This window comes from Pseudodesulfovibrio sp. 7M6, assembly GCF_050058625.1.
In the GTDB taxonomy this organism is placed as follows: Bacteria; Desulfobacterota; Desulfovibrionia; order Desulfovibrionales; family Desulfovibrionaceae; genus Pseudodesulfovibrio; species Pseudodesulfovibrio salinus.
The window spans coordinates 1,160,989-1,184,701 of sequence record NZ_CP188816.1; the positions used below are offsets into that span (position 1 = coordinate 1,160,989).

Consider the following 23,713-nt stretch of genomic DNA (forward strand, 5'->3'; position numbering starts at 1 on the left):
CTGCTAAAGTGAGGCCTGGACTTCGGCGCGGACTTCGCTGTCGAGTTCCAGGATGGCCTCCGGGGTGGATACGTCCACAGAGGCATGTCGGTCAAGAGCCGCCTCGATGACGGCAGGGATGTCCAGATAGCCTATACGCTCCTCCAGGAACGCGGCAACGGCCACTTCATTGGCCGCATTGAGCACGTTGGCGTGGCTCGGCCCGGCGTCGAATGCCTCACGGGCCAGCCGCAGGCAGGGGAACGCTTCAGGGGCCGGCGGTTCAAAGGTCAGGGTGCCGATCTGCGCAAGGTTGAGCCGCTTTACATCCACGGTTACCCTGTGGGGGAAGCACAGACAGTGCGCGATGGGCACCTGCATGTCCGGCGTGCCCATGTGGGCCAGCTGCGATCCGTCCACATATTCCACCAGGGAATGGACGATGGACTGGGGATGAACCACCGCGTCAACTTGGCTGACCGGCAGGCCATACAGGTGGCAGGCCTCGATGATTTCCAGTCCCTTGTTCATAAGGGTGGCTGAATCGACGGATATCTTGGCGCCCATGCTCCAGTTGGGATGCGCCAGGGCCTGTGCCTTGGTCACTGTGGAGAGGAAGGCGCGGTCCTTGCCGCGAAAGGGGCCGCCCGAAGCCGTCAGAATGAGCCGGGAAATTTCTTCGTCCTTTTCTCCGTGTCCGCACAGCCCCTGGAAAAGGGCGTTGTGCTCGGAGTCAACCGGAAGAATGACGGCCCCGGACTTGCGGCAGGCCGCCCGAATGACGTGGCCGCCCAGCACCAGGGATTCCTTGTTGGCCAGGGCGATCATCTTGCCTGCCTGCGCGGCGGCAAAGGTGGGGGCGAACCCGGCTGCGCCGACAATGGCGGAAAGGATAAGGGACGCCTCGTTCAGTGAGGCGAGCGTGGTATATCCCTCGGGACCGGTCAGAACTTCTGGATGATAGCCTTCGGGCAAGCGCGACAGAAAATCGTTTCGGACAGCGTCGTCCAATACCGCGACGTAGCGGGGGCGAAAACGCTCGCATTGTTCGGCTAGACGGGCGGCGTTGCGTCCACCGGCCAGGGCGGTGACGGTAAACAGCTCAGGGTGTTTGGCGACGACTTTCAGTGCAGATACGCCGATGGAGCCGGTGGAACCGAGAATGGCGAGTGAACGGGGAAACTCCGGCAGGGAAGCGGATTGCGGCCAGGCTGAAATGTAGCTTTTCACGTTGGACCTGCTGCTATTCGAAGAACGGGTGGGCCAGACGAATCAGGCCGTACACCGGAATGACCAGAAGCAGGGAGTCCACCCGGTCGAGCAGGCCGCCGTGGCCGGGAAGAATATGGCCGGAATCCTTGACGTTCATGGATCGCTTGAGGGCGGATTCGAAAAAGTCCCCCATCTGCGCCGCCACGTTCATCGCGGCACCCAGGAGCAGCCATTGCCAGGCGGGCGAGCCGTTGCCGAAAATGGCACCGATGATCAGAGTGAGGGCCATGCAGGCAGTCAGACCGCCCATGCTGCCCATCCAGGATTTTTTCGGGCTGATTTGGGGCCATATCTTGCGTTTGCCCCACAGGGTACCGGCGTAAAAGGCTGCCGTGTCCGAAACAGCAGCGGCCACAAGGACCAGGATGCAGTCCAGGCGGTTGAAATCGAGCAGAAAATGGAAGTTGAGCGGAATGTAGACCAGCCCGGACAGGAATATCATGGTATGCCGGAAGGAGGCGGTCACGTCCTTGCTGAAGCGGACGAGAAAGGTCAGTGCACTGGTCCAGAAAGCGATGAGAAAGATGATGGACGGATAGTCCATCCGGTCTGTGGTATAGGCCCCGAGGAGCAGGAAGGTGAAGGCCGCCCCCAGGCTTTTGAGGGTCTTCATGCCCTTGTCGGATTTGAAAAGGTCGTAGAATTCCCAGAGTGTAAAGACCGAGAACAGGGCAAGCGCGGTGAACAGCACCCACCCCTGGAAAAGCAGGGCCAGGATAGGGATAAGCGCAAGCGCCGCGCTGGTGACGATCCGTTTTTTATGAAGGGCGATATCCATATGTGCTTTCGGCGGCGGACGGTTCAAATCCGCTCTTGCATTATTGACAACCGTTTACGCTATTTGCAAGGCGGGAGCAACCGGATTTGTTGCGATAATGTTGTTTGATCGTATCGCAGTGGTGGCGGTCCCGCGTTGCGGCCCATGCATGTTTTTCTTGCTGTTTCGAAAAGGACACTTCGGCGACAGTCCCGATGCTCTTCCTAAGGGTTATGCTATCTGCTCGCCCGTCTTGCCGAAACGGCGCTGGCGCGCATTGAGTGACTGAATGGCCTTTTCCAATTCTTCGGACGAGAAATCGGGCCAGTAGGTGTCCGTAAAGTAGAATTCCGAGTAGGCGCACTGGAAGAGCAGGTAATTGGAAAGCCGGAGTTCGCCGCTGGTGCGGATGATGAGATCGGGATCGGGCTGGCCCGCTGTCCAAAGCTCCTCGGCAAAGGCCTCTTCGGTAATTTCGTCGCCCTGAAGTCCTTTTTTTGCAAGAGCGCGGACGGCTCGCAGGATTTCCTCGCGCCCGGAATAGTTCAGGGCGAGGTTCAGGGTCATGGCCGTGCAGTTCGCGGTCTGGCGCATGACGTGTTTCAGCACCTGGCGTACGGCCAGGGGCATTCCATCCACGTCGCCCAGCACCTTGAGTCGGATGGATTGTTCCTTGAGGCTCTTTTCTTCCCTAGTCAGAAAACTGGTCAGCAGGCTGAAGAGCGTTTTGACCTCATCCTTGGGACGGGACCAGTTCTCCTTGGAGAAAGTGTAGAGCGTCAGGTGGCGGACACCCAGTTCGCGGCAGTGGGTAACGACGGCGCGGGCTGTCTCGGTCCCGACCCTGTGGCCTTCGGTCCGGGGCAGCCCACGCTGTTTCGCCCACCGTCCATTGCCATCCATGATGATGGCAATATGGGCGGGGATATGCATATTTTCCAAAGATGGTTCCTTAGATTTCGAGGATCTCTTGTTCCTTGGCAGCCATGGTGTCGTCGCTCAGCTTGACGTGGTCGTCGGTGAGCTTCTGCACGTCGGCCTCGCCCTTCTTGCGCTCGTCCTCGCTGATCTCCTTGTCCTTCTCCATCTTCTTGAGGGAGTCGTTCAGGTCGCGGCGAATGTTGCGCACGGCGATTTTGCAGTCCTCGGTGTATTTCTTGGCGACCTTGACCAGTTCCTTGCGGCGCTCCTCGGTGAGGGGCGGGATGACGATGCGGATGATCTTGCCGTCGTTGACCGGGTTAAGGCCGAGGTCGGAAGCTATGATGGCCTTTTCCACGGCACCGAAGGCACCTTTGTCCCAGGGCTGGATGGTAATGGTCCGGGAATCGGGAATGGAAACGGAGGCCAGCTGATTAATGGGGGTGGGGGTACCGTAGTAATCTACGGAGATATCATCCACCAGCGTCGTGGACGCCCGTCCTGTGCGTAGTTTCGCAAAGTCCTTATTCAGGGCGGAGAGGGCTCCGGCCATACGTTTTTTGCCGTCATTGAGCAGGGCTTGCATGCTATTTTCCTCCTTGCACTATCGTACCGATGGTTTCGCCGTTGGCCGCTCTGCGGATGTTGCCTTCCTGGTGAAGGTTGAAGACGACGATCGGCAGGTTGTTGTCGCGGGCCATGGAGATGGCGGTGGAGTCCATGACTCCGAGCCGTTTTTCCAGGGACTCCATGTAGGTTACGGTCTCGTATTTGACCGCGTCGGAGAACTTGGCGGGGTCCTTGTCGTAGACGCCGTCCACCTTGGTGGCCTTGAAGATGGCGTCGCACTTGAGCTCAAGGGCACGCAGGGCTGCCGCGGAGTCGGTGGTGAAATACGGATTGCCGGTTCCGGCGGCGCAGATGACCACGCGGCCCTTGTCCATGTGTCGGAGCGCCCGGCGGCGGATATAGGGCTCAGCCACTTCCGCCATGGAGATGGCGGTCATGACGCGGGTGTCGCATCCGTTCTTTTCCAGCGCGTCCTGAACGGCCAGGGCGTTCATCACCGTGGCCAACATTCCCATGTAGTCGCCTTGGGCTCGGTCCATGCCCTTGGCGCTGGCAGCCATGCCGCGGAAGATGTTGCCTCCGCCGATGACCAGGGCAAGCTGCAATCCGGTGGCCGCCACCTCGGCGATTTCCTTTGCAAACTGGCCTATGGCCGACGGCTCGATGCCGAACTTCTGGTCTCCGGCGAGTGCTTCGCCGCTGAGTTTGAGCAACACTCGATTATACCGCTTATTTCCCATGTTCTCCTCGTGGTTCCCTTGTGTTCCCGACTCGCCCATTGGCGATATCATTTTTTTTAGACAAAAAAAACGGGCCGTGCGGCCCGTTTTACTTTTTTTCTAGCCTTCGGCTTCGGCGTCTTCGTCCGTGCCCCCGCCCTCGCCGAGAGCGAGTCGGTGGAACGAAGCGATCTTCGCTTTGCCGATGATGTCCTTGATGGACTTCTTGTCTTCCTTGATGAAGGGCTGCTCCAGCAGGCAGACTTCCTTATAGAACTTGTGGAGACGACCGGTGACGATCTTCTCGGCGATGGCTTCGGGCTTGCCCTCGTCCATGGCCTGCTTCTTGTAAAGTTCCTTTTCCCGCTCCAGGATGTCCTGGGGCAGTTCGTCCGGGGAGATGCAGGTCGGGTTCATGGCGGCAACGTGCATGGCAACGTCCTTGGCCATTTCCGCGTCGTCGGTGCCGGTCAGTTCGACGATGACGCCGAGCTTGTTGTTGGAGTGTACGTAGATGCCGATGGCACCGTCGGTAACAACCTTGGCGAAGCGGCCTACACCCATGTTCTCGCCGAGCTTGGCGATGAGTCCGGTAACGTCGGCGACGTCGGCGGGCAGATCTTCGGCAGCACCGGAGGTCACGTCCAGACCGGCGATCTTCTCGGAAAGAGCCTTGGCGAAGGACTGGAAGTCGTCACCCTTGGCAACGAAGTCGGTCTCGCACAGCAGCTCGGAGATAACGGCGGTCTTGCCGTCGGCGGAGATGAAGGGGGTAACCAGGCCTTCGCTGGTGGCGCGGCCGGCCTTCTTGGCAGCCTTGGCCAGACCCTTCTCGCGAAGGAACAGGATGGCCTTTTCCTCGTCGCCGTCGGACTCCACCAGGGCTTTCTTGCAATCCATCATGCCTGCGCCGGTCTTTTCGCGCAGATCCTTAACCTGAGATGCGGTGATAGCCATTATTATTTCTCCTCGGCAGTGGCTTCGGCCTCCACATTCTGGGCGGCCTTGGTCTCGACAGCAGCTTCAGCCTTGGGGTCTTCCTTGGCCTTGGCAGCGTAGTCCTTCTGCATGGCGGCGCCTTCCAGGCAGGCATCGGCCATGTGGGTGGCAAACAGCTTGATGGCGCGAATGGCGTCGTCGTTGCCGGGGATGATGTAGTCAACCAGGTCGGGGTCGCAGTTGGAGTCAACCACGGCGACAACGGGGATACCGAGCTTGCGGCATTCCAGAACGGCGATGTGTTCGCGCTTGGGATCGATGATGAAGGCGGCCTTGGGCGGCTCGACCATGTCCTTGATGCCGCCGAGAGCCAGATTCAGCTTCTTGACCTCGCGGTTCATGCCCACGGCTTCCTTTTTGGTGTAGCGGGAGATGGAACCGTCCTCGAACATCTGCTCAAGGGTCTTGAGGCGGTCGATGGACTTCTTGATGGTCTGGAAGTTGGTCAGGGTGCCGCCCATCCAACGGTGGGTGACGTAGAACATGCCGGCGCGCTCGGCTTCCTGGGTTACGGCTTCCTGCGCCTGGCGCTTGGTGCCGATGAACAGGATCTTGCCGCCGCGGGCGACGGAATCAACGATGAAGTCATGGGCGGTGGCAAACATCTTGACGGTCTGCTGCAGGTCCATGATGTGAATGCCGTTGCGGGCGCCGAAGATGAAGGGGCGCATTTTGGGGTTCCAACGGCGGGTCTGGTGGCCGAAGTGGACGCCGGTCTCCAGCATCTCCTTCATAGTAACGTAAGCCATGCTAATCTCCTGGGTTTTTCGTCCATCCCGCAGTATAAAAAGGAGTCCGCGCCATCGCGAACCACCCGGAGTTATGGGCGGGATGTGTGTTTTTGAAGTCGCGGGGTATTTAGCGCATTTTATCGAGTTTGGCAAGTGCCGGATGCTCGGCCGTAATATCAGGCAAGTCGGGCGTCCTTCATGCACTCCCGTATCCCCTCTATCCGGTCCTTGAATATGAAATAGAACTTGGTTTCGTTGCCCATAAGTTGCCCGTATTGGGCGGCGGTGAGTTCCCGCGCAACAAAGGAACCGGAATTCTGGTGATGGATGCAACGTACCAACCCGCAATATCGAACCTCTCCGCCAGCCAAACGCAGGTCCAGGTCGTGGGCGATGTCGTCCATCTGGGAGGGGGAGTAGCGCAGGTCGAACTTCGGTCCTTCCGGCATGTGGGCCATGCGCAGCAGGTGGCAGCAGCCCATCACCGTTTCGGTCAGACAGGTGTAGTCGTACATGCCGCAGTCCATCTGCCCGACCTGATTGGTGTCCGTGAGTTTTATTATGCCCGGCTGGGCCAGGGTGAAGCGGCGATGGAGGTATTGGATTCGCCGTGGGTCATGGCTGTGTACTATTTTGCAACCCACTGCCGATGTCTCGGGGAACCGACCCATGACCGAAAGATAATGAGCCAGCCAGTCGTTCGGTAACTCTACGTCGTCGTCGAGGTAGGCCAGGAATTCGGAATTCCGTACCTCTGGCAGGGAGCCGAGCCAGTTGCGCGCGGCAGGTGCCCCTACGTTGACAGGAAGGGTAATCACCTTGAAATCATTATCGGGGAACAGGGCGCGGGCCGCGTCGCACACTTCGGCACTTCGGTCCGTACATCCGTTGAGAAGCACACGTAACCTGGCACGGCCGATGTTGGTTTCGGCCAGTCTGCGCAAGGTCATCTCCAGGTCGTCGGCCTTGTTCCACGAGTAGATGCCGATGGTTACGTCATGGCGTTCAGTCAGGGACGCATCCGGGATCGTGGGGTTTTCCAGTTCAGCGAGACGGAGTGTAATCGGTCCCTGGTCTGGGTCTAAAGCCAGGGAATGGCGGTACAGGGCGATGGCGTTGTCCCGGTCGCCAAGCAGGGCATATTGTGCGGCGGCAAAGTTCAGGTGAACTTCGCAGACCGGGCCCTGGGCAATCTCGGGCCACAGGGCCAGAGCCGGTTCCGCTGCCCCCAATCCTGCCAGATGCAGAAAAAGGCGCCGGGTCCATGCCTCGCGGAAGAACTCCGGTACGGAAAACTTTTCAAGCCATGCGCCATGCTCCACGCCCTGGTAAAAATCCAGGAGCAGGAGGAGATCGGCTATGGGCACATTGCCGGGTTGCCGTTCCAGCTGGGGCAGCATTTTGCGTCGGTTCCGTTCCAGGCTCTTGGGGCTGCATCCTGAACCGTAAATGGTCATGCGGGTAACGTCTTCCCGGAATTGTTCCAAACGATTGAGCTGGTTGCCTATAGCGGGATCGCCTGTCAGTTTGTGGGCCAGCCCCAGTGCCTGCCGGTCCAATGGACCTAGGGCTGCGGCTTTTCGCACCAGTCGGGGGAGCCATGTAGCGGTCTTGGGGTGCTTCTCCGCGTCGGGATCGCGCAGAATGCGCAGAAGGAAGACGAGGCAGGCCTCCAGGTCCGGCAGCAGTGTGCGGCAATATATTTCGAGAATTTCGAAGGTGGTGTCCAAGTCTACACGGTCCAGCTCTTCAAAGCGCTCGGTAGGGATGTATTGCTCTCGTTGCATGGTGCATTCGTATCGGAAAGCAGGGGAAAAAGCATTAGGTTCGTAGTTCCTTCCGCCTTGATTGCCTTCCCTTTTGGCTTATTCGTTGAACGCTCTGGCCATGAGCCGCTTGTTCAGTCCGCCGAAGTCGGCCGGAGCGTAGCCGAAGACTTCGTTCCAGACTTCGGTTGACTCCATGCAGAAGTAGAGCTGTTCATCCATGCCGTGCTTGCGCAGTCGGTCCACCATGAACGAGAACTGCTCCAAACGCAGGGGACGGAGCAGGCGCGCCTTGCCGTCCAGGCCCGGCACAAACTCATTGTATATGTAATTCGCGTCGGGAAAGTTGTCGGCAATGATGGGCGTGAGCTGCGGCATACAGCGGAACGAGCCGAGTGACATGTAGGCGATTTGCTCGGGCTTCACGAAGTCGAAGATGCGGTCGATGATCTCGGCATACCCTGCGCGCCAGCCTGGAAAGTGAATGATGGGGTCGAAGTGCAGACAGACCCGGAATCCGGCCTCCGCGCAGGTGCGGGCTGCCGTCAGCCGCTCCTCCAGTGTGGACACATCGAATTCCTGTCCCTGGTTGATGGCCGGGGCATTGAGTGACCAGGCCGGGAGAATTCGGTCCGTGCGTTTGGCCGCATCCATCCAAGAGAGGTCCACCACCTTGGATTTGAGCTCCAGCACGACGTTGTCGTAGTCGTTGAGGAAGGCCACCAAGTCCTTGCTGTACCCGGTCAGATGCTCCAGGGCCAGGGAGTCGGTGAACTCGCCGGTCCCCACCCGGAAACGGGCGTTCCGGTCCGCGCCGAACCCTTCCGCCAGTTCGCCGAACAGGTCGTTCTGGTTGGCCCAGACCTTGAGCACGCGGTCCTGAAAATAGGCCTGGAGAATGCAATAAGAGCAGGCCATGGGGCAGTTTTCGCCGATGTGAATGATGCGGTAGCCGCAGCAGTGATAGGCGCGGGTGCCGGGACAGAAGCGGAGAAATCGCCCCTTGTATTCCTTGAGGTAGAGCGCCTGCTCCTCTCGCCCGGTACACTCCACGCGGTCCTGGCCCTCGGGCACAGTGATCCAGGGAATGTCGGCATGGGTGGTGCCCGCAAGACGGGAGCTCACGCGCTGGGCCAGCGGGGAATCGACCATGGATTCATCCACGAAAACGCGGCCGATGCGCCGCAGGTGATGGGGGAGCTGAATCGGATCAGTCACGGCGGCCGCCCTGGTCCCAGAGAGTTTCCCAGCCTGGCTTTGCGGCCATGGCATTCAGGTCTTTTACGGCCTTTTCAAGCTGTGCCGGAGTCTTGACCTGAATCGTGAGTTCGGCACCGCCCGTCTCGAAATTGTTGGGTTGAAGCACGCGCCACGCCGTCCCGGAAGCCAGCTCGCGCGCGGTGGTCTCGAATTCGTTTTGCAGGGCGGACAGGGCGGGGTAGCGCACCTGCCGGGCCAGGGCGACGAGCTTTGCCATGGCATCCTTGGGGGAAAGGCCTTGGGTGTGGATGTCCGCCATGCCGGACTCGGCCAGTAGGTCGGTCAGGGATTTACCGGTCATCTTTCCGGCCTCGAACAACCATGTGAGCATGTTGACCGCATTGGACCTGGACCAGCCGAGGGTGGCGAAGACCGGCGCTGCCGCGTCGCGGTCGCCCGGTGTCATGCGGCCGAGGATTTCCCCGGCGGCCAGAGGGACGCGTCCTTCGGCGAGGTGGGTGAGCCAGGGCTCGGGCAGGTCGAGCCAGGCCGTGAGCAGCTTGGCATCCTTGGAACCGGAACGGACGTTCAGAAGGGGCAGGATATCGGATGTGACGGAACTGCGGTCCATTCGGTCGGCAAAAAAGCTCAGGGCGGCGAGTCGCATGGCGTCGGTGAGCGGTCTTGCGGCGTTGTCCGCCAGATAGAGCCGTCCGGCGTCCAGGTTTGACGGAGCCTCCACAACCAAGGCCAGAACGGGAAGACCGAGGGCGCGAAGGGCAGTGAGGCGGGCGTGCCCGGCCACCAGTTCCGGTCCGTTCTCGGTCTCGCGCACCAGGACAGGGGCGGTCTGCCCCGCGGAGCGCAGGGAATCAATGAGTGATTGCGTCGGATCGGCCGTCCAAAAGAGGTGGGGGCCGCCGGTACGGATCGAGTCCGCGGACAGGGGGCGCAGTTCAGAGAAATTCGACAAAGTGATCTCCATGCGGGAGTAAGTTTGTAACGTTGTAATATTCTGTATTTATTTGATTTATTGTCAAGTTTGCCCGATTTTACGACATTTTCGTAATAATTGCGGCGGGTTGAGACGCCGATGTTTGTGGCTTACCCCCCTTGACAATCTCGCGTTGCTCTTCCTATAGGTCTAATCCTGTGAAAAACCAAGTGCGCATGATCCTTCGGGATCGGAGGGCCCCGAAATCATGCTTTAAAACCCATAAATAGACTGGAGTAGACAATGGCTGACCTGAAAAACCAGAGGACGTACGCCCTCGTCGGTCACGGCGGAAGCGGCAAGACCAGCGTTGCGGAAATGCTGCTTTTCAAGACCGGCGTCATCAACCGTCTCGGTAAGGTCGAGGAGGGGAGCACCGTCCTTGATTATGAGCCTGAGGAAATAAAGCGCCGCGGTTCCACGCAGCCGGGGCTGGCCAGCTATAAGTGGAAAAAGAACGACCATTTTCTGATCGATACTCCCGGTGATTCCAACTTCGCCGGAGACCTCTCCTATCCCCTGACCGCAGCGGACGCCGCAGTGCTGGTCATTGATGCTGTGGACGGCGTCAAGCCGCTGACCCGCAAGATATGGTCCAAGGTCAAGGAAATGGAACTACCCGCCATAGTGGTCATCAACAAGATGGACCGTGACCGGGCCGATTTCGACCTCGCCTTCGAAGGCATCTCCGAGGCTCTCGGAGCCCGCCCCGCGTTGCTCTATTATCCCATAGGTTCCAAGGAAGACTTCAAGGGCGTGGTGGACATGCTCGCCAACAAGGCACTGCTGTTTGCCGAGGATGGCGAAGTGACGGAGGGTGATATCCCTGCGGACATCGCGGACGAGGTGGAGGCCATTCGCGAAGCCATGATTGAGAACGTGGCCGAGTCCGATGAAGAGCTTATGGAGAAGTATTTTGAAGAGGGCGAACTGACGCCCGAACAGCTCATTCAGGGATTGCAGGCCGGTGTCGCCTCCGGCGAGCTGGTGCCCGTTGTCATCGCCTCGGCGTTGAACAACCAGGGCGGTCAGATGATTCTGGACACGGTTCAGAACCTGTTGCCCAGCCCGCTGGATCACAAACCGTGGCAGGGCGAGGACGAAGAGCGTGCAAGCTCTCCGGACGAGCCCCTGGCCTGTTTCGTCTTCAAGACCATGGCCGATCCTTTTGCCGGGCAGCTGACCGTGGTCCGCGTCCTTTCCGGCGAACTCAAGCCCGATTCCCAACTCGTCAATGCCAGTAACGGCGAGAAGGAACGTGTGGGCCAGTTGCTGCTCATGAACGGCAAGGAGCAGGCAAAGGCCCCAGGCGCCATGGGCCCGGGTTCCATCGTGACCCTGGCCAAGCTCAAGAATACGCCCACCGGCAGCACTCTGGTGGAAAGTGGTGAATTCAAGCTGGAGAAACCGGCAATCTCGCCGCAGCTCATCACCTTCGCCTTGGCTCCCAAGGAGAAGGGTGAAGAGGACAAGGTCTACTCCGCCGTGGCCAAACTGCTGGAAGAGGACATCACCCTGACCCTCTCCCGTGACGAGGAGACCGGCGATATCCTGCTCTCCGGCATGGGACAGAACCACATTGAGGTCTCCGTGGACAAGGCCAGGCGCCGCTACAAGACCGATATCGTGCTCAAGACGCCCAAGGTGCCGTATCGCGAAACCTTCAAGGCAGGTGCCCGCGAGGTGCAGGGCCGCCACAAGAAACAGTCCGGCGGTCGTGGCCAGTTCGGTGACTGCTGGATTCACGTCGAGCCCAAGGGCTCCGGCGAAGGCTACGAGTTCGTTGATGCCATCGTCGGCGGTTCCATTCCGCGCCAGTTCATCCCTGCGGTGGACAAGGGCATTCAGGAGGCCGCCGCGCGAGGCGTGCTTGCCGGATTCCCGGTCATCGACTTCAAGGTGACCCTGTACGACGGCAGCTACCATTCCGTGGACTCCTCGGAAATGGCCTTCAAAGTGGCCGGTTCCCTGGCCTTCAAGAAGGCGTGCGAAGCGGGCAAGCTGGCGCTGCTCGAACCGATCATGCTGGTCACCGTGGCCGTGCCCGACGCCTACATGGGCGACGTCATCGGCGACCTCTCCTCCCGCCGGGGCAAGGTGCTCGGCTCCGACTCCACGGCGGGACTGACCGAGGTGCGGGCACACGTACCCATGGCGGAGATGCTCAAGTACGCGCCGGACCTCAATTCCATGACCGCTGGTCAGGGCACCTTCTTCATGGAGTTCGCCTCCTACGAGGAATGCCCGCCGCAGGAAGCGGAAAAGGTCATTGCCGCCCACAAGAAGGTGGAAGAGGCGAGTTAGCCTGCTCAAGAGAACGTACATGGGGCGGCGGGGATACTCGTCGCCCTTTTTTTTTGCAATTTCACTATGCTGGCGGGGGGTATATTCCACAATCGGGTTGTTTCGCGGCAAGAATTGGTTTACTCAATTCGAATACAACAACAGGGAATTTTCATGTTTAAACGGTTTTTTTTCATCATCCTGCTCATTCCGGTAACCATTTGGTACAGCCTGAAGATGCTCAGGGTGAACAAGGACGAATGTACCCCGGAGGAATATGACCGCTGGGGCCTCAAGTGGGGCGCGGCTGCCGTGTCCCTTTCCGGCGTCAGCCTTGATGTAGACATGGGGGAGATCAAGCCGGGCGGACACTACGTGTTCATCGGCAACCACCAGTCCAATCTCGATATCCCGGTTCTGTTCAAGGTCCTGAAGGCCAACCGCATTCGTTTTGTGGCCAAGAAATCCCTGTTCGAGATCCCGATTTACGGCAAGGCGCTGGCCCATGCCGGACATATCTGCATTGATCGGGACAACCGCCGGGCGGCCATGGCTTCGCTGAACGAGGCCGTGGAGTTCGCCAAGGAAGGAATTTCTCCGGTCATTTTCCCGGAAGGCACGCGCAATACACATCTTGAAGACCTCATGGAATTCAAGATCGGTGCCATGATCCTGGCCCTCAAGTGCGGCCTGCCCGTGGTTCCCTTTGTCATTACCAATACCGGCAAAGTCATGGGCAAGGGCGATTTCATCATCGACAATCGTCCCGTGGTCCGGTTCAAGGCGCTGCCCATTATCGATCCCTCCCGCTATACCCTCAAGGAGCGTGAGAAATTCAAGGACGACCTGCGCGAGATGATGAGCTCCGCGTACAGGGAACTCCTGGCAAAGGACGCCTAGATGGGTGAACCTTACGTCAGTCTTTATCCGCTGGGAGGTCTCGGCGAGATCGGCATGAACTGCATGGCCTACCGCACGGAGCGGACCATGTGTCTGGTGGACTGCGGGCTGATGTTCCCGGAGGACTATCATTTCGGCGTGGATGTGGTCATTCCCTGTTTCGACTACGTGATCCGCAACAAACAGCTGCTCAGCGGCATTGTGCTGACCCATGGCCATGAGGACCATATCGGCGCGCTGCCCTGGCTGCTCCAGAACTTGGACGTGCCGGTCTACGGCAGCGAGTTCACCCTTGCTCTGGTGGAGGGAAAGCTCAAGGAGCACGACCTGGACCGCTGGGCGGACCTGCGGCCCGTGCGTCCTTATGATCGGCTGCTGCTGGGCGATTTCACCTTCAATTTCTTCCCGGTCTGCCACTCCATCATAGAAGGATTCGGGCTGGGCATTGAGACACCGGTGGGCCGTATCGTTCATACCGGCGATTTCAAGATCGACCGCAACCCGCTTGGCGGTCATTCGACCGACTTGGGGGCCTTCCGCAAGTTTTCGGAAAAGGGCGTCCGGCTCATGCTTTCCGACTCCACCAACGTGGAGCGGGAAGGGTTTGCCATGACCGAGCGGGAGATCAAGGTCAGCATGCGCGAGATTTTCAATAACGCCAAGGGGCGCATCCTGGTCTCCCTGTTCTCCAGCCATATCCAGCGCATCCAGGAGGTCTTTGATCTGGCCGACGCCGAGGGCCGCAAAGTGGCTGTCTCGGGCCGGAGCATGCAGCGGAACATAGAGCTTGCCCGCGAGATGGGGCACCTCAAAATCCCCAAAGGGACATTCATCGAACTGGACCGGCTGGACGAGTATGGCGACTCCGAACTGGTGGTGCTGGTTACCGGTTCGCAGGGGGAACCGCTGGCCGCGCTTTCGCGCATGGCCATGGGGGAGCACAAGCAGCTCACGGTCAAGCCGGAGGACCTGTTCATCCTCTCCTCGCGGTTTATTCCGGGCAATGTCCGGGCCATCACACGGGTCATCAACAACCTCTACCGTCTAGGAGCCGAAGTACTCTACGAGAAGATGCACGGAATCCACGCATCGGGCCACGCCCATGCAGGGGAACTGACCCTGATGCTGGAGACGGTGCGTCCTGAATATTTCATCCCCGTGCACGGCGAGTACCGGCATCTGGTCAAGCACCGGCGGCTGGCCGTGGAGTGCGGGGTGGAGGACGAATGTGCGCTGCTCATAGAAAACGGGCAGCCCGTGACCTTCTTTGATGACGGTACCTTCAGGATGGAGCCGCACTTTTCCGCCGAGAGGATTCTGGTGGACGGCAAGGGTGTGGGCGACGTGGGCCAGAGCGTGCTCAAGGAACGCCATCTGCTCGCCGGAGAGGGCATGGTCATCGTGGTTCTGGTGGTTGACGAGGCGTCGGGCGAAATCTCCATGGGCCCGGACATCATGTCCAAGGGATTCGTCTTTGAGCAGCAGTACAGCCACCTGTTGGACGACGCCAAATGCATTGTGCTCGACGTGCATGAAAACATCATGCCCGGTGAGACCACCAAACTGAAGGAACGCATCCGTTCCGCCCTGCGTCGATTTTTCCGAAAGGTCCTGGGGCGTGATCCGGTGGTCGTTCCGTTGGTCATTTCCATCTAGGTCTCTGGACTTGCCCTGGTTCTTCGGTTAAATGAATAAATACTGACTGGACTGTACGTGCATATTTACGAGGTAAAATAATGAAAAATCTGCTGACGTGTGCCCTCTTACTGGGTTTTTCCCTGGTCCTGGCTGCCTGTGGTGCCATGAGCAAGTCGGATGTCGCTATCGGGCATTCTCTGGTCAAGGACGGCAAGTGCGCCGAGGCCCAACCTTACTTGGAAAGCACTATCCAGAATCCCCAGCGGCTTTTGGATCTCGGCCTGGCCTACTATCTGGAAGGCAGTTGTGCGGAGAAAAGCGGCGATCTCGCCGCCGCCTACAAGAATTACTACGCGACAAAAGTCATTGCCTGTTTTTCCGTTGACCACGATGAGCAGGTCAATCTGAATACGTATGGACGCGCCGCCTACTGCGATACGATCCTTCCAGAAAAGCTCAAGCAGCTGGAGCCCAAGGTGGGGGCGGAAAAGACCGAGGCGCTCCGCAAGGAAATCGACAAGATATTGCACCAGAAGTACATGGAAAAGTACTACAACCCGAAATAGATGAAAGGCCCCGTTTGGGGCCTTTTCTTTGGGAGACGAGTCGGGCTGGCCCCTGACTGGGACCGGCCGAGGGAGGAGCCATGGCGCTGACGGATTTTACGGAGCGGGTCGAACGGTTGCAGCAGGGACTGGGCAAGGGCTTTGCCGAGGAACCGTGGATGCTCAATTTGCCGGGCCGGTCCGTGGCCTGCAAGATTGATCAATACTACTATCTGGCCGTCATGCCTGCCTTTGCCGAAAAGTTGGCCCGTCTGGGCGGCATGTTTCCCCATCAGGTGGTTGAGGCCTTGGTCAGGACCGGCAACCTCATTACCCGAGCGCCGGAGCGTGACCCTATATTGCCGCTTACCGTGTCCTGGGAAGGACCGGTCGTCACGGTCAGAGCCGCATTTGTGGATGCGGATTTTATTGACCGGGCTGTCAAGACGTATGGCGGCGCGGGAGGGGGCCTGAATGTTTCGGAGCTGAAGATCAGCGGCCGGGACAGGGAACGGGTGGAACTGTTTTTCGAAGACAAGACGCCGCCTCAGGGCTTGGCGTATTTTTGAGGTTGAATGAATTCTATCGATATCTCTCGGACCAGTATAAGAAAGGCCGGTGTTAGCGACCTGGATGCCATGGTGGATATCTGGCATGCCGCATCCGTCTCGGCGCATGATTTCATAGATGCCGGGTATTGGGATGCCAATCGCTCGGCCATGCGCGACCTCTACCTGCCCCAGGCCGAAAACTGGGTGGTGGAGGATGCGGAAGGGGTGGCCGGATTCTGTTCCCTGGTTGGAGACAGGCTGGCTGCCGTGTTTGTGCGCCCGGATTGCCAGCGGTGCGGGCTGGGCGGTTTTTTGCTGGCTCAGGCCAAGTCGCTCAGGGAGCGGATAGAGCTTTCCGTCTACGAGGAGAATGGACCCGCTCTGGAATTTTATCGCAAGCACGGCTTTGTGGTGGCGCGCCGAGGTATGGACGATGGCACGGGGCACCCTGAGTTGCTTATGGAATGGAAAGCGCCCGCGTAAAGCGGGCGTTGAAGATCATACGTAAGTCCAGCCTTCTTAGGCCTTGTTAACAAAATATTCGTTTCAATGTATCCTTGATAGCTGCAAGAAGTATGAACCCCTCATACATCATAGTCAGCTTATCAAATCTAGTCGCTATTCTTCTGTTTTCTTTATATTTACCAATAAGTCTTTCGACCCTATTGCGCATTTTGTATTTGGTTTTATCGTAGCTGTACTGCACTTTCTGGATCGCTCTTGGCGGAATAACAGCCTCCATCCCTCTGGCGGAAACGAGGTCACGCATTCTCCTGCTGTCATACCCTTTGTCTGCAAGAAATACTTTTGCTCCTTCAATTTCTTTAGCCGAGGCCAGATTGTAGGCTTCCTTGTAATCGCTAGCTTGTCCCGGCGTCGTCTTTAGCCCTAACAGGTCTCCAGATTTATTGCATAAAATATGTATCTTGCTGCTGTGGCCTCCATGCGACCTGCCTAGCGCTTGTGGGCCTCTTTTTTTCTTGCCCCTGCTGCGTGGCGATGGGCTCGGATGCAGCTAGAGTCGATCATGACAACTTCAATTTTGATGCGTTTAAGATCTTGCAGTTTACGAAGTATTTTCCACCAAAGGCCTCTTTCGGTCCACCGTTTGTACCTCATGTAGACCGCGAGCCAGTGGCCAAACTCTTTAGGAAGCGCACGCCACGTACATCCTTGACGCATGACATAGAGTGCCGCCTCTAATGCATTGCGATCACTTATTTTATGAGGTCTTCCTTGTTTCTTTTTCTCCTCTTTGATCAGGTTTTCAACCAAGTCAAACTCTTCATTGCTGAGACAGTACAAGCGTTCCATCGTCGCCTCCTTTAAGGCGATTATGGCTCATATTTATTTTGTTAACAAGGCCTAAGCCGGGAAGGCCGTGCGGCTATTGCATGGCCCGGCCTTCGGGCTCCGACGCGAAGTATCCTCCGTATTGCGGCATTTCAAGAGCCAGTAACCCCTCTATGCTGAGGTCGGGACCTACCCAGAGCATTCCTTTTGTCCGGTAGCCCTTGGCCAGCCGCTTGGCGTGCTCCAGTGCTGTGGAAATCTGCTCCTCGTAATTCTCCCGGCTGAAGATGAATTCCGCCTCGTGACTCCAGTCCGGCTTGGGTTCATCCGGTGGCCAGGAGATGGGGTTGGAGAGCCGCCATTTGACGGTATCCGTGGTGTGGGAGACCTGCACGCCGTCGTCGATGCCCAGGCACGCCGGGTTGCCGCAGTCGCAGGTATAGATGAAGAATTCCCCTGTCAGCGAAACCGAGTTCACCAGGGCCACCGGGTCCACGTAGACATTGATTTCATGCAGATACTGCCCATCCACCGATAGGTTGAAGTCGATGTAGGCGTCTTCGGGCTGTTTTTCGTCCAGAGACAGGGTGGTGGAAATGCGGATATCGTTCATGCTTGGCTCGCTTGGCGCAATTGCGCGGTTTGAGGGCACGCATTTAGCATAATGTATCCCGGCCGACAACCGAGGAAACAGGTCAGTTTCCGGCCATGATTTCGTCGCGTATGGCGGCTGATTCGTAGGCGGCGTTGATGTCCGACTCGGTCAGGGTCCCCACCAGGGTCCGCCTTGAGCCGCTGGAGAGAACCGGCAATTGCGAAACGCCGCTCTTGTGCAGCCGGGCGAGGGCAGCCTCCAGCGTGTCGTCCGTGGTGACCGTGACGGGATCGCGTGTGCCCAGGTCGTAGGCAATGACCAGATCCTGAAGATCCGGCTCCGCCAGGACGGTCCGGATATCGCGGAAGGAGATGATGCCGGTCAGGTTGCCGTCCTTGTCCACCACATGCAGATAGGGGGCGTTTTCGTTCTTGAAGGTCCAGATGATGCGCGAAAGCGGCGCGGCCTCGGGGATGGATACAACTTGGCTCGTCATGGCCTCCTTGACCAGCAGGTTGCGCAGTAGGTGCCCGCCCCGGCCGGACTGGATATCGATGCCGCGTTTGAGCAGCTTGGTGGTGTAGATAGAGGCGCGGGATATGGTCGAGTTCATGACCGTTGCTGTGATGCAGGTCAGCATGAGCGGCAGGATGATGGAGTAGGTGCCCGACATCTCGAAGATAATGAGGATGGCAGTGATGGGCGCGTAGGTGGTGCCTGCCACCAGTCCGCCCATGCCCACCAGGGCGTATGCGCCGGGTGTGGCCGTCAGGTCCGGGAACAGGGTGTGGGCGACCACGCCGAAGGCACCGCCCGCCATGCAGCCCATGAACAGCGACGGGGCGAAAATACCGCCCGAACCGCCGGAGCCGAGGGTGAAGGAAGAGGCCAGAATCTTGAGGAAGATCAGGGCAAAGAGCAGGGGCAGAACCATCTCGTTGGCCAGGGCGCGGTTCATGGCGCCATAGCCGACGCCGAACACTTCCGGGAAAACGGCGAAGGTGCAGCCGAGCAGGCCGCCGCCGATGGCCGGTTTGATCCAGTCCGGGATCGGAATGGCCTCGAACCAGTCCTCGAATTTGTACAGCGTCTTGGTGAAGGCCAGCGCCACCAGACCGGTGAAGATGCCAAGCAGCGGGTAGAGGCAGAATTCCCAGTGGGAGATGATGGAGTACTGGGGGATTGAGAAATAGGGGAAGTCGCCGAAATAGTATCGGGAAATGGTAGTGGCCATGACCGAGGAAAGAACCACGGGCGAGAATTGCATCAGTCCGAAATCGCCTATGATTATCTCCAGGGCAAAGAGCACTCCCGCTATGGGCGCGTTGAAGGTGGCGGCAATGCCAGCCGCCGCGCCGCAGCCGACCATGGTCCGCATGTGGCCGCGCGGCACGCGGAACACCTGGCCTATGGACGAACCGATGGACGCGCCGATCTGGACCATGGGGCCTTCGCGGCCAACCGACCCGCCGGAGCCGATGGTGACGGCCGATGCGAAAATTTTGGCCGCGGCCACGCGCTTGCGGATGCGCCCGCCGCGCATGGCGATGGCCTGGATGACCTCAGGGACGCCGTGCCCTTTTGCCTCGCTGGCAAAGAAGCTGACCACGAGGCCGACGACGAGCCCTCCGACCATGGGCATGACGATTTTCATCCAGAGCGGAATCTGGTCCGCAAAAAACAGCACGTCTTCGGTGTGTTGGTAGAACACCCACTGCGAAAGCTTGAGGACGTACTTGAAGAGGACGGCTCCATAACCGGCGAGGATGCCGATGAAAATGGCCAGGAACAGGTTCTTGATGCTCGGCTGCATGAGGCGTTCGAGCAGGATATGAATTTTTTTGTCGGGCATCGGTTCTCCGGGAATGAGTGTAGGGGCGGGGTGGTTGGCCCGAAAATCTTTTGCCGCAAGTGCATAGTAACCAGATCGGGACGGGCTTGGCAATGCGTGCGTTCCACTTGAGCGCAGGGCGGAAAACAGGTATCCACATCTTCCGAATCACAGCTAGCAGGAGAACACGCATGGCCAAATATGAAATAAATCCCCTGGAACCGATGCCGGAATTCGACATCATGTACTTTATGGAAGTCGCTGGGGAGACACGTATAAATCAGGATATGATGGAGGAGTTCGAACCGTTCTGGGACAAATGGGCGGTAGAGAGCCTCAAGGCATACGAGTTGGTCAATCCCGAGGGCGAGGGCAAGTTCCTGTTGCTCTTTCTGGATGAGGATGCCGAGAATACCATTGAAGGCATCTGGCAGGATTCCCCGACCAGCGGATTGCTTTTTCACGCCATGGCCATCACCATGGTCATGAGCGCGGCTCAGGGATTCGTTCCCGAGTTGGCCGACGGTCAGTGTGCGCCGCTGCCCCGGCCGGGCGAGGGCGTGCTCGGTGCCTTCGAGGAACTGGGGCTTACCTGGAATGAAGAGGGCACGGTCAACCGCAAATATGCAGTGCTGACCCCATATCCCTACACTGGCGGGTGTGAGGTCTGCTACCTGAGCGAGACCTGTCCCAAAAGCAAAGTGAGGCACTAATGTCGTTTACGGTCAAGGACGTTCTGAAACTACAGGTGGCGCCGGCCCTGGGCTGTACCGAGCCCGTGGCCATCGCGCTGGGCGCGGCCGCCGCCATGTCCCTGTTGCCCGGCGACGGGTTTGACTCCATCGAACTCGCTCTGGACCCCAACGTGTACAAGAACGCTTTGGCTGTTTCCATACCCGGAACCGGCGGTCACTGCGGCCTGGATATGGCCTCTGCCCTGGGGGCCTACGGCGGTGACCCCGCCCTTCGGCTCGAAGTGCTGCGCACGGTGAAGCCCGAGCATGTGCAGCAGGCCGAAGCTGCGCGCAAGGCAGGGATGGTGAAGGTCACCCTGTTGGCGGATCGCCATGGCCTGTATGTCAAGAACGTGATCCGGCGCGGCGACGACGTGGCCGAGTCGGTCATTGAGGGGTTGCACGATCACATCGTTTCTCTGAAGCTCAACGGCGAGGACGTGGACAGTCCGCTGCTGGCCAAGGGCGGGGCAAAGGGTGAAAGCCCGCTGGTGGCCATGGAGGCATGGCTCAAGGGGTTGAGTCTTGTCGACCTTATGGCCCTGACCGATCAGTTGGACGATGAGGACTTCGCCTTTTTGCAGGAGGGAGTGGACACCAACCTGCGGCTGGCCGAGCAGGGCCTCAAATACGGCCTGGGGCTGGGCGTGGGCAAGACGTTGGAACGCCTCTCCCGCTTGGGGCTGATAAAGAAGGACATGATGCTGGCCGCGCGGATTCTCGCATCGGGTGCGGCGGATGCGCGTATGTCCGGCATTCCGCTCCCGGCCATGAGTTCCGCCGGGTCGGGTAACCACGGACTGACGGCCATTCTGCCCATCTGGGCAGTGAAGGATTTCGTTGAAAACGTGGACCGCAAGACCGTGTTGGAGTCCATTGCCCTCTCGCATATCGTCACCGCCTACATCAAGGCGCATACCGGCAGGCTCTCCGCTATCTGCGGCTGTTCCGTGGCAGCCGGAGCCGGGGCGACTGCGGGTATCACCTTTTTGCTCGGCGGGGACGACCACCACATTGCCGGAGCCATCAAGAACCTGCTGGAAGACCTCGCAGGCATCATCTGCGACGGTGCAAAGGCGGGGTGCGCGCTCAAGCTCGCCACTGCCGCTGGCACGGCGGTGCAGGCCGCGCTTTTCTCCCTGCACGGGGTCAACGTCATGAGCACGGACGGCATTATCGGCCAGTCCTCCGAGGATACCATGCGCAACGTGGGTACCCTGGCCACGGACGGCATGATCGAAACCGACAAGACCATCCTGAACATCATGCTTAAAAAACAATTCACCGACGTCTAAACGTTTTATGCTTTAAAACGAATGAGCCAGTCTCAATTCCGAGGCTGGCTTTTTTATGCGCTATTCCTTCCCGCGAAGCGGCATAAAAAGTTTTGGAGATTCTCAAGAATCTTTTGAAAAAGATTCTTGAGCCGCCGGAGGCATTCTTTTTTTCCCTTTATCGATAAAATGAATTCTTCCCGTCATGAAAGCTTTTCAATTGCCGCACTTTTTGTAAACATACCGTCACTGACGGAAGAGAAAGCCGCCCAATATATATATCAGGAAGATTTGATGAATACCAAGATAGGACGTAATGATCCCTGCCCCTGCGGCAGCGGAAAGAAGTACAAGAAATGCTGCATGACCCTGGAAAAGAAAGAACCCGATTTTGCTGAAACATTCTACAGACAGTACAAGATCCGCCTGAAGACCCCGGAGCAGATCGAAGGCATCCGCCGCTGCGGCAAGCTGGTGTTGGAGACCTTCGAGGCCATCCAGGATCTGATCAAGCCCGGTGTGCGGACCGACGACATCAACACGGCCGTGCATGAGTTCACCGTCAGCCACGGGGCGATCCCGGCTCCGCTGAACTACAACGGCTTTCCCAAGAGTGTGTGCATTTCTCCCAACGAGGTTATCTGCCACGGCATTCCCGGCGAGAATACGTTGAAGGACGGGGATATCGTAAATATCGACATCACCTCCATTCTCGACGGCTATTACGCAGACTGCAACCAGACCTACTTTGTGGGCACTCCCTCCCGTGATGCGCGCAAGATCGTCGATGTGACCCGGGAGAGCCTGCGCCTCGGTCTGGAGCAGGCCCGGCCCGGCAAGATGGTCAATGACATCGCCTCCGCGATCCAGACCTATGCCGAAGGGCAGGGATGCTCGGTGGTGCGTGAGTACATGGGCCATGGCGTGGGCACCGAGTTTCACGCGTTGCCCAATATCCCGCATTTCCGTTCCCGCTGGGGCAACGTACCGCTGGTACCCGGCATGGTGTTCACCGTAGAGCCAATGATTAACCTCGGCAAAAAAGAGGTACGCGTGCTCGACGACGACTGGACCGCCGTGACCAGGGACGGCTCTCTTTCCGCCCAGTTCGAGCAGACCCTCGTCATCACCGAAGATGGTTATGAGAGCCTGACGCCGTTTGATCTGTAGGTTTTGTTTAATTGGATGGATAATAAAAAAAGGCGCTCTGTGCGGAGCGCCTTTTTTTTGTTTTAATTTTACCGGAACCGTCTACAGGGCGATTTTGACCACGACCTTGTGGATGTCACTCGGTGAAACCATTGTCCGGTGAGCGTCTTCGGGGAAGTGGATGGCAAAGGTGCCGGGCGTGAGCCGCGTGGTTACGTCCGGTTCGTCGTCATGGAAGGCCGCGTCGTCGGCAGTCTCAACCGGAGGCCCGTTCAGACGGGTGCGCGCCTTCCAGCCGATTTCCTCGGTCCCCGCAATGACGTAGTGCAGGTCGATGTATCGGTCATGGACTTCCAGCTTGGCCTCATCCGGTGACTTGCCCTGGATGCGCATGATCACGGCAAAGAGCTCATCTCCATCGAGTTCAAGCCTGCCGTTGGGCAGGTGGTCCAGGTCGGCCCGGCCGAGCACGGCAAAGGCCGTGGCAAGGCGCGGATGCAGGTGGGCGTAGCGGTTGGCGTTTTCCAGGATGTCCAGAATCATTGGTTCCTCAGGGCGGAGACGAGCCGCACCGGTTCTTCGAACAGGCCAATGGCGTCCAGCACGGAATGGCAGACGATGTCCGAGGCCAGCAGGGCGCGGGTGTATGCGCCTTCGGCCTGAACAAGTATGATGCCGACACATGCCTCGCGCAACATCTCCTCATCATTGCGGCCATTGCCCAGGGCGATGACCGTTTTGCTGCCGAGACTGCGCACGAAGTCGCATTTGTCACGGCTCTGGTCCTCGTGTCCGATGATGGTCAGGGCGCAGTTCACGCCTTCCAGTTCCTTTGCTGCGGAGCCGCGCGTGTCGGCGGTGACGACGTGGACGGTCATTGAATCCGCCAGGCGGTTCAGGGCCTCCTTAACGCCGGGGATGAGTTTCCCGTTTTCCGCAATGGTACCGTTGTAATCGCAGACAATGTGTTCCAGGTCGAGGGTTCCCAGGCCGGGAATTTCAATACGCATAT

At 58.6% G+C, this 23,713-nt stretch carries 25 protein-coding genes; 9 read left to right on the forward strand and 16 right to left on the reverse strand.

The annotated features are described in order from the left end of the window. Positions 1 to 3 precede the first annotated feature (3 nt). The 10 genes from dxr to ACI0FG_RS05560 all read right to left on the reverse strand — a co-directional run bounded on the left by dxr (position 4) and on the right by ACI0FG_RS05560 (position 9,887). Positions 4 to 1,209 carry a 1-deoxy-D-xylulose-5-phosphate reductoisomerase gene (gene dxr / locus ACI0FG_RS05515; protein WP_419787553.1) on the reverse strand — a complete coding sequence of 402 codons (1,206 nt, stop codon included), beginning with the start codon at positions 1,207 to 1,209 and terminating at the stop codon, positions 4 to 6. Between the two features lie 13 nt (positions 1,210 to 1,222). Next, positions 1,223 to 2,029, reverse strand: coding sequence for a phosphatidate cytidylyltransferase (locus ACI0FG_RS05520; protein ID WP_419787554.1), 807 nt, complete (start codon positions 2,027 to 2,029; stop codon positions 1,223 to 1,225). A gap of 210 nt (positions 2,030 to 2,239) precedes the next feature. After that, a complete protein-coding gene (locus ACI0FG_RS05525) occupies positions 2,240 to 2,941 on the reverse strand; it encodes an isoprenyl transferase (protein ID WP_419788360.1) in 702 nt (233 codons plus the stop codon). Between the two features lie 19 nt (positions 2,942 to 2,960). Continuing rightward, positions 2,961 to 3,515 carry a ribosome recycling factor gene (gene frr, locus ACI0FG_RS05530; protein WP_419787555.1) on the reverse strand — a complete coding sequence of 185 codons (555 nt, stop codon included), beginning with the start codon at positions 3,513 to 3,515 and terminating at the stop codon, positions 2,961 to 2,963. 1 nt (position 3,516) lies between these two features. After that, positions 3,517 to 4,239 carry a UMP kinase gene (gene pyrH, locus ACI0FG_RS05535; RefSeq protein ID WP_419787556.1) on the reverse strand — a complete coding sequence of 241 codons (723 nt, stop codon included), beginning with the start codon at positions 4,237 to 4,239 and terminating at the stop codon, positions 3,517 to 3,519. Positions 4,240 to 4,338: 99 nt separating this feature from the next. Then, a complete protein-coding gene (tsf, locus tag ACI0FG_RS05540; protein WP_419787557.1) occupies positions 4,339 to 5,175 on the reverse strand; it encodes a translation elongation factor Ts in 837 nt (278 codons plus the stop codon). Between the two features lie 2 nt (positions 5,176 to 5,177). Further along, positions 5,178 to 5,966 carry a 30S ribosomal protein S2 gene (rpsB, locus tag ACI0FG_RS05545; RefSeq protein WP_419787558.1) on the reverse strand — a complete coding sequence of 263 codons (789 nt, stop codon included), beginning with the start codon at positions 5,964 to 5,966 and terminating at the stop codon, positions 5,178 to 5,180. Between the two features lie 158 nt (positions 5,967 to 6,124). Beyond that, on the reverse strand, positions 6,125 to 7,735 hold the full coding sequence (locus tag ACI0FG_RS05550; protein WP_419787559.1) for a glycosyltransferase family 2 protein: 1,611 nt from the start codon (positions 7,733 to 7,735) through the stop codon (positions 6,125 to 6,127). Positions 7,736 to 7,813: 78 nt separating this feature from the next. Then, positions 7,814 to 8,866 (reverse strand): SPL family radical SAM protein, encoded by a 1,053-nt coding sequence (locus ACI0FG_RS05555; RefSeq protein WP_419788361.1) that lies wholly within the window; start codon positions 8,864 to 8,866, stop codon positions 7,814 to 7,816. Between the two features lie 58 nt (positions 8,867 to 8,924). Beyond that, positions 8,925 to 9,887: a ParB N-terminal domain-containing protein gene (locus ACI0FG_RS05560; RefSeq protein WP_419787560.1), complete on the reverse strand. Its 963-nt coding sequence runs from the start codon at positions 9,885 to 9,887 to the stop codon at positions 8,925 to 8,927. A 264-nt stretch (positions 9,888 to 10,151) separates the two neighbouring features. Between ACI0FG_RS05560 and fusA the strand changes: the two genes are divergently transcribed. From fusA to ACI0FG_RS05590, 6 genes are all read left to right on the forward strand, one after another. Beyond that, positions 10,152 to 12,212, forward strand: coding sequence for an elongation factor G (gene fusA / locus ACI0FG_RS05565; protein WP_419787561.1), 2,061 nt, complete (start codon positions 10,152 to 10,154; stop codon positions 12,210 to 12,212). A gap of 153 nt (positions 12,213 to 12,365) precedes the next feature. Further along, positions 12,366 to 13,091, forward strand: a complete 726-nt coding sequence (locus tag ACI0FG_RS05570) for a lysophospholipid acyltransferase family protein (RefSeq protein ID WP_419787562.1) — start codon at positions 12,366 to 12,368, stop codon at positions 13,089 to 13,091. Next, positions 13,092 to 14,747 carry a ribonuclease J gene (locus tag ACI0FG_RS05575; protein ID WP_419787563.1) on the forward strand — a complete coding sequence of 552 codons (1,656 nt, stop codon included), beginning with the start codon at positions 13,092 to 13,094 and terminating at the stop codon, positions 14,745 to 14,747. A gap of 80 nt (positions 14,748 to 14,827) precedes the next feature. Next, positions 14,828 to 15,295, forward strand: coding sequence for a hypothetical protein (locus ACI0FG_RS05580; protein WP_419787564.1), 468 nt, complete (start codon positions 14,828 to 14,830; stop codon positions 15,293 to 15,295). An 80-nt stretch (positions 15,296 to 15,375) separates the two neighbouring features. Then, entirely contained in the window at positions 15,376 to 15,843 is a 468-nt protein-coding gene (locus tag ACI0FG_RS05585) for a hypothetical protein (RefSeq protein ID WP_419787565.1), read from the forward strand. A gap of 6 nt (positions 15,844 to 15,849) precedes the next feature. After that, positions 15,850 to 16,308 carry a GNAT family N-acetyltransferase gene (locus ACI0FG_RS05590; protein WP_419787566.1) on the forward strand — a complete coding sequence of 153 codons (459 nt, stop codon included), beginning with the start codon at positions 15,850 to 15,852 and terminating at the stop codon, positions 16,306 to 16,308. 46 nt (positions 16,309 to 16,354) lie between these two features. Here ACI0FG_RS05590 and ACI0FG_RS05595 read toward each other — a convergent pair whose 3' ends face one another. From ACI0FG_RS05595 to ACI0FG_RS05610, 4 genes are all read right to left on the reverse strand, one after another. Beyond that, positions 16,355 to 16,840 carry an IS5 family transposase gene (locus ACI0FG_RS05595; RefSeq protein ID WP_419788362.1) on the reverse strand — a complete coding sequence of 162 codons (486 nt, stop codon included), beginning with the start codon at positions 16,838 to 16,840 and terminating at the stop codon, positions 16,355 to 16,357. After that, positions 16,780 to 17,139, reverse strand: coding sequence for an IS5 family transposase (locus tag ACI0FG_RS05600; protein ID WP_419787567.1), 360 nt, complete (start codon positions 17,137 to 17,139; stop codon positions 16,780 to 16,782). The genes ACI0FG_RS05595 and ACI0FG_RS05600 overlap by 61 nt, the downstream gene beginning before the upstream one ends. 73 nt (positions 17,140 to 17,212) lie before the next feature. Further along, entirely contained in the window at positions 17,213 to 17,731 is a 519-nt protein-coding gene (locus ACI0FG_RS05605; protein WP_419787568.1) for a hypothetical protein, read from the reverse strand. A gap of 82 nt (positions 17,732 to 17,813) precedes the next feature. After that, a complete protein-coding gene (locus tag ACI0FG_RS05610; protein WP_419787569.1) occupies positions 17,814 to 19,565 on the reverse strand; it encodes a chloride channel protein in 1,752 nt (583 codons plus the stop codon). 170 nt (positions 19,566 to 19,735) lie between these two features. On the opposite strand from ACI0FG_RS05610, the gene ACI0FG_RS05615 reads away from it, so the two are divergent. The 3 genes from ACI0FG_RS05615 (at position 19,736) to map (ending at position 22,722) form a co-directional block, all read left to right on the forward strand. Beyond that, on the forward strand, positions 19,736 to 20,257 hold the full coding sequence (locus ACI0FG_RS05615; RefSeq protein WP_419787570.1) for a hypothetical protein: 522 nt from the start codon (positions 19,736 to 19,738) through the stop codon (positions 20,255 to 20,257). After that, positions 20,257 to 21,573 carry a serine dehydratase subunit alpha family protein gene (locus ACI0FG_RS05620; RefSeq protein WP_419787571.1) on the forward strand — a complete coding sequence of 439 codons (1,317 nt, stop codon included), beginning with the start codon at positions 20,257 to 20,259 and terminating at the stop codon, positions 21,571 to 21,573. The genes ACI0FG_RS05615 and ACI0FG_RS05620 overlap by 1 nt, the downstream gene beginning before the upstream one ends. A gap of 273 nt (positions 21,574 to 21,846) precedes the next feature. Then, entirely contained in the window at positions 21,847 to 22,722 is an 876-nt protein-coding gene (map, locus tag ACI0FG_RS05625) for a type I methionyl aminopeptidase (RefSeq protein WP_419787572.1), read from the forward strand. Between the two features lie 81 nt (positions 22,723 to 22,803). Here map and ACI0FG_RS05630 read toward each other — a convergent pair whose 3' ends face one another. After that, positions 22,804 to 23,244: a YhcH/YjgK/YiaL family protein gene (locus ACI0FG_RS05630; protein ID WP_419787573.1), complete on the reverse strand. Its 441-nt coding sequence runs from the start codon at positions 23,242 to 23,244 to the stop codon at positions 22,804 to 22,806. Next, positions 23,241 to 23,711 carry an HAD family hydrolase gene (locus ACI0FG_RS05635; protein WP_419787574.1) on the reverse strand — a complete coding sequence of 157 codons (471 nt, stop codon included), beginning with the start codon at positions 23,709 to 23,711 and terminating at the stop codon, positions 23,241 to 23,243. Before ACI0FG_RS05635 ends, ACI0FG_RS05630 begins: the two co-directional genes overlap by 4 nt. Positions 23,712 to 23,713: the final 2 nt, after the last annotated feature.

Coding starts and splice junctions, on each gene's coding strand:
- ACI0FG_RS05520 (WP_419787554.1), bottom strand. CDS start 2,029: ATGGATATCGCCCTTCATAAAAAACGGATCGTCACCAGCGCGGCGCTT.
- ACI0FG_RS05525 (WP_419788360.1), bottom strand. CDS start 2,941: ATGCATATCCCCGCCCATATTGCCATCATCATGGATGGCAATGGACGG.
- frr (WP_419787555.1), bottom strand. CDS start 3,515: ATGCAAGCCCTGCTCAATGACGGCAAAAAACGTATGGCCGGAGCCCTC.
- pyrH (WP_419787556.1), bottom strand. CDS start 4,239: ATGGGAAATAAGCGGTATAATCGAGTGTTGCTCAAACTCAGCGGCGAA.
- tsf (WP_419787557.1), bottom strand. CDS start 5,175: ATGGCTATCACCGCATCTCAGGTTAAGGATCTGCGCGAAAAGACCGGC.
- rpsB (WP_419787558.1), bottom strand. CDS start 5,966: ATGGCTTACGTTACTATGAAGGAGATGCTGGAGACCGGCGTCCACTTC.
- ACI0FG_RS05550 (WP_419787559.1), bottom strand. CDS start 7,735: ATGCAACGAGAGCAATACATCCCTACCGAGCGCTTTGAAGAGCTGGAC.
- ACI0FG_RS05555 (WP_419788361.1), bottom strand. CDS start 8,866: ATGGTCGATTCCCCGCTGGCCCAGCGCGTGAGCTCCCGTCTTGCGGGC.
- fusA (WP_419787561.1), top strand. CDS start 10,152: ATGGCTGACCTGAAAAACCAGAGGACGTACGCCCTCGTCGGTCACGGC.
- ACI0FG_RS05570 (WP_419787562.1), top strand. CDS start 12,366: ATGTTTAAACGGTTTTTTTTCATCATCCTGCTCATTCCGGTAACCATT.
- ACI0FG_RS05575 (WP_419787563.1), top strand. CDS start 13,092: ATGGGTGAACCTTACGTCAGTCTTTATCCGCTGGGAGGTCTCGGCGAG.
- ACI0FG_RS05580 (WP_419787564.1), top strand. CDS start 14,828: ATGAAAAATCTGCTGACGTGTGCCCTCTTACTGGGTTTTTCCCTGGTC.
- ACI0FG_RS05585 (WP_419787565.1), top strand. CDS start 15,376: ATGGCGCTGACGGATTTTACGGAGCGGGTCGAACGGTTGCAGCAGGGA.
- ACI0FG_RS05590 (WP_419787566.1), top strand. CDS start 15,850: ATGAATTCTATCGATATCTCTCGGACCAGTATAAGAAAGGCCGGTGTT.
- ACI0FG_RS05600 (WP_419787567.1), bottom strand. CDS start 17,139: ATGGAACGCTTGTACTGTCTCAGCAATGAAGAGTTTGACTTGGTTGAA.
- ACI0FG_RS05605 (WP_419787568.1), bottom strand. CDS start 17,731: ATGAACGATATCCGCATTTCCACCACCCTGTCTCTGGACGAAAAACAG.
- ACI0FG_RS05610 (WP_419787569.1), bottom strand. CDS start 19,565: ATGCCCGACAAAAAAATTCATATCCTGCTCGAACGCCTCATGCAGCCG.
- ACI0FG_RS05615 (WP_419787570.1), top strand. CDS start 19,736: ATGGCCAAATATGAAATAAATCCCCTGGAACCGATGCCGGAATTCGAC.
- ACI0FG_RS05620 (WP_419787571.1), top strand. CDS start 20,257: ATGTCGTTTACGGTCAAGGACGTTCTGAAACTACAGGTGGCGCCGGCC.
- map (WP_419787572.1), top strand. CDS start 21,847: ATGAATACCAAGATAGGACGTAATGATCCCTGCCCCTGCGGCAGCGGA.
- ACI0FG_RS05630 (WP_419787573.1), bottom strand. CDS start 23,244: ATGATTCTGGACATCCTGGAAAACGCCAACCGCTACGCCCACCTGCAT.
- ACI0FG_RS05635 (WP_419787574.1), bottom strand. CDS start 23,711: ATGCGTATTGAAATTCCCGGCCTGGGAACCCTCGACCTGGAACACATT.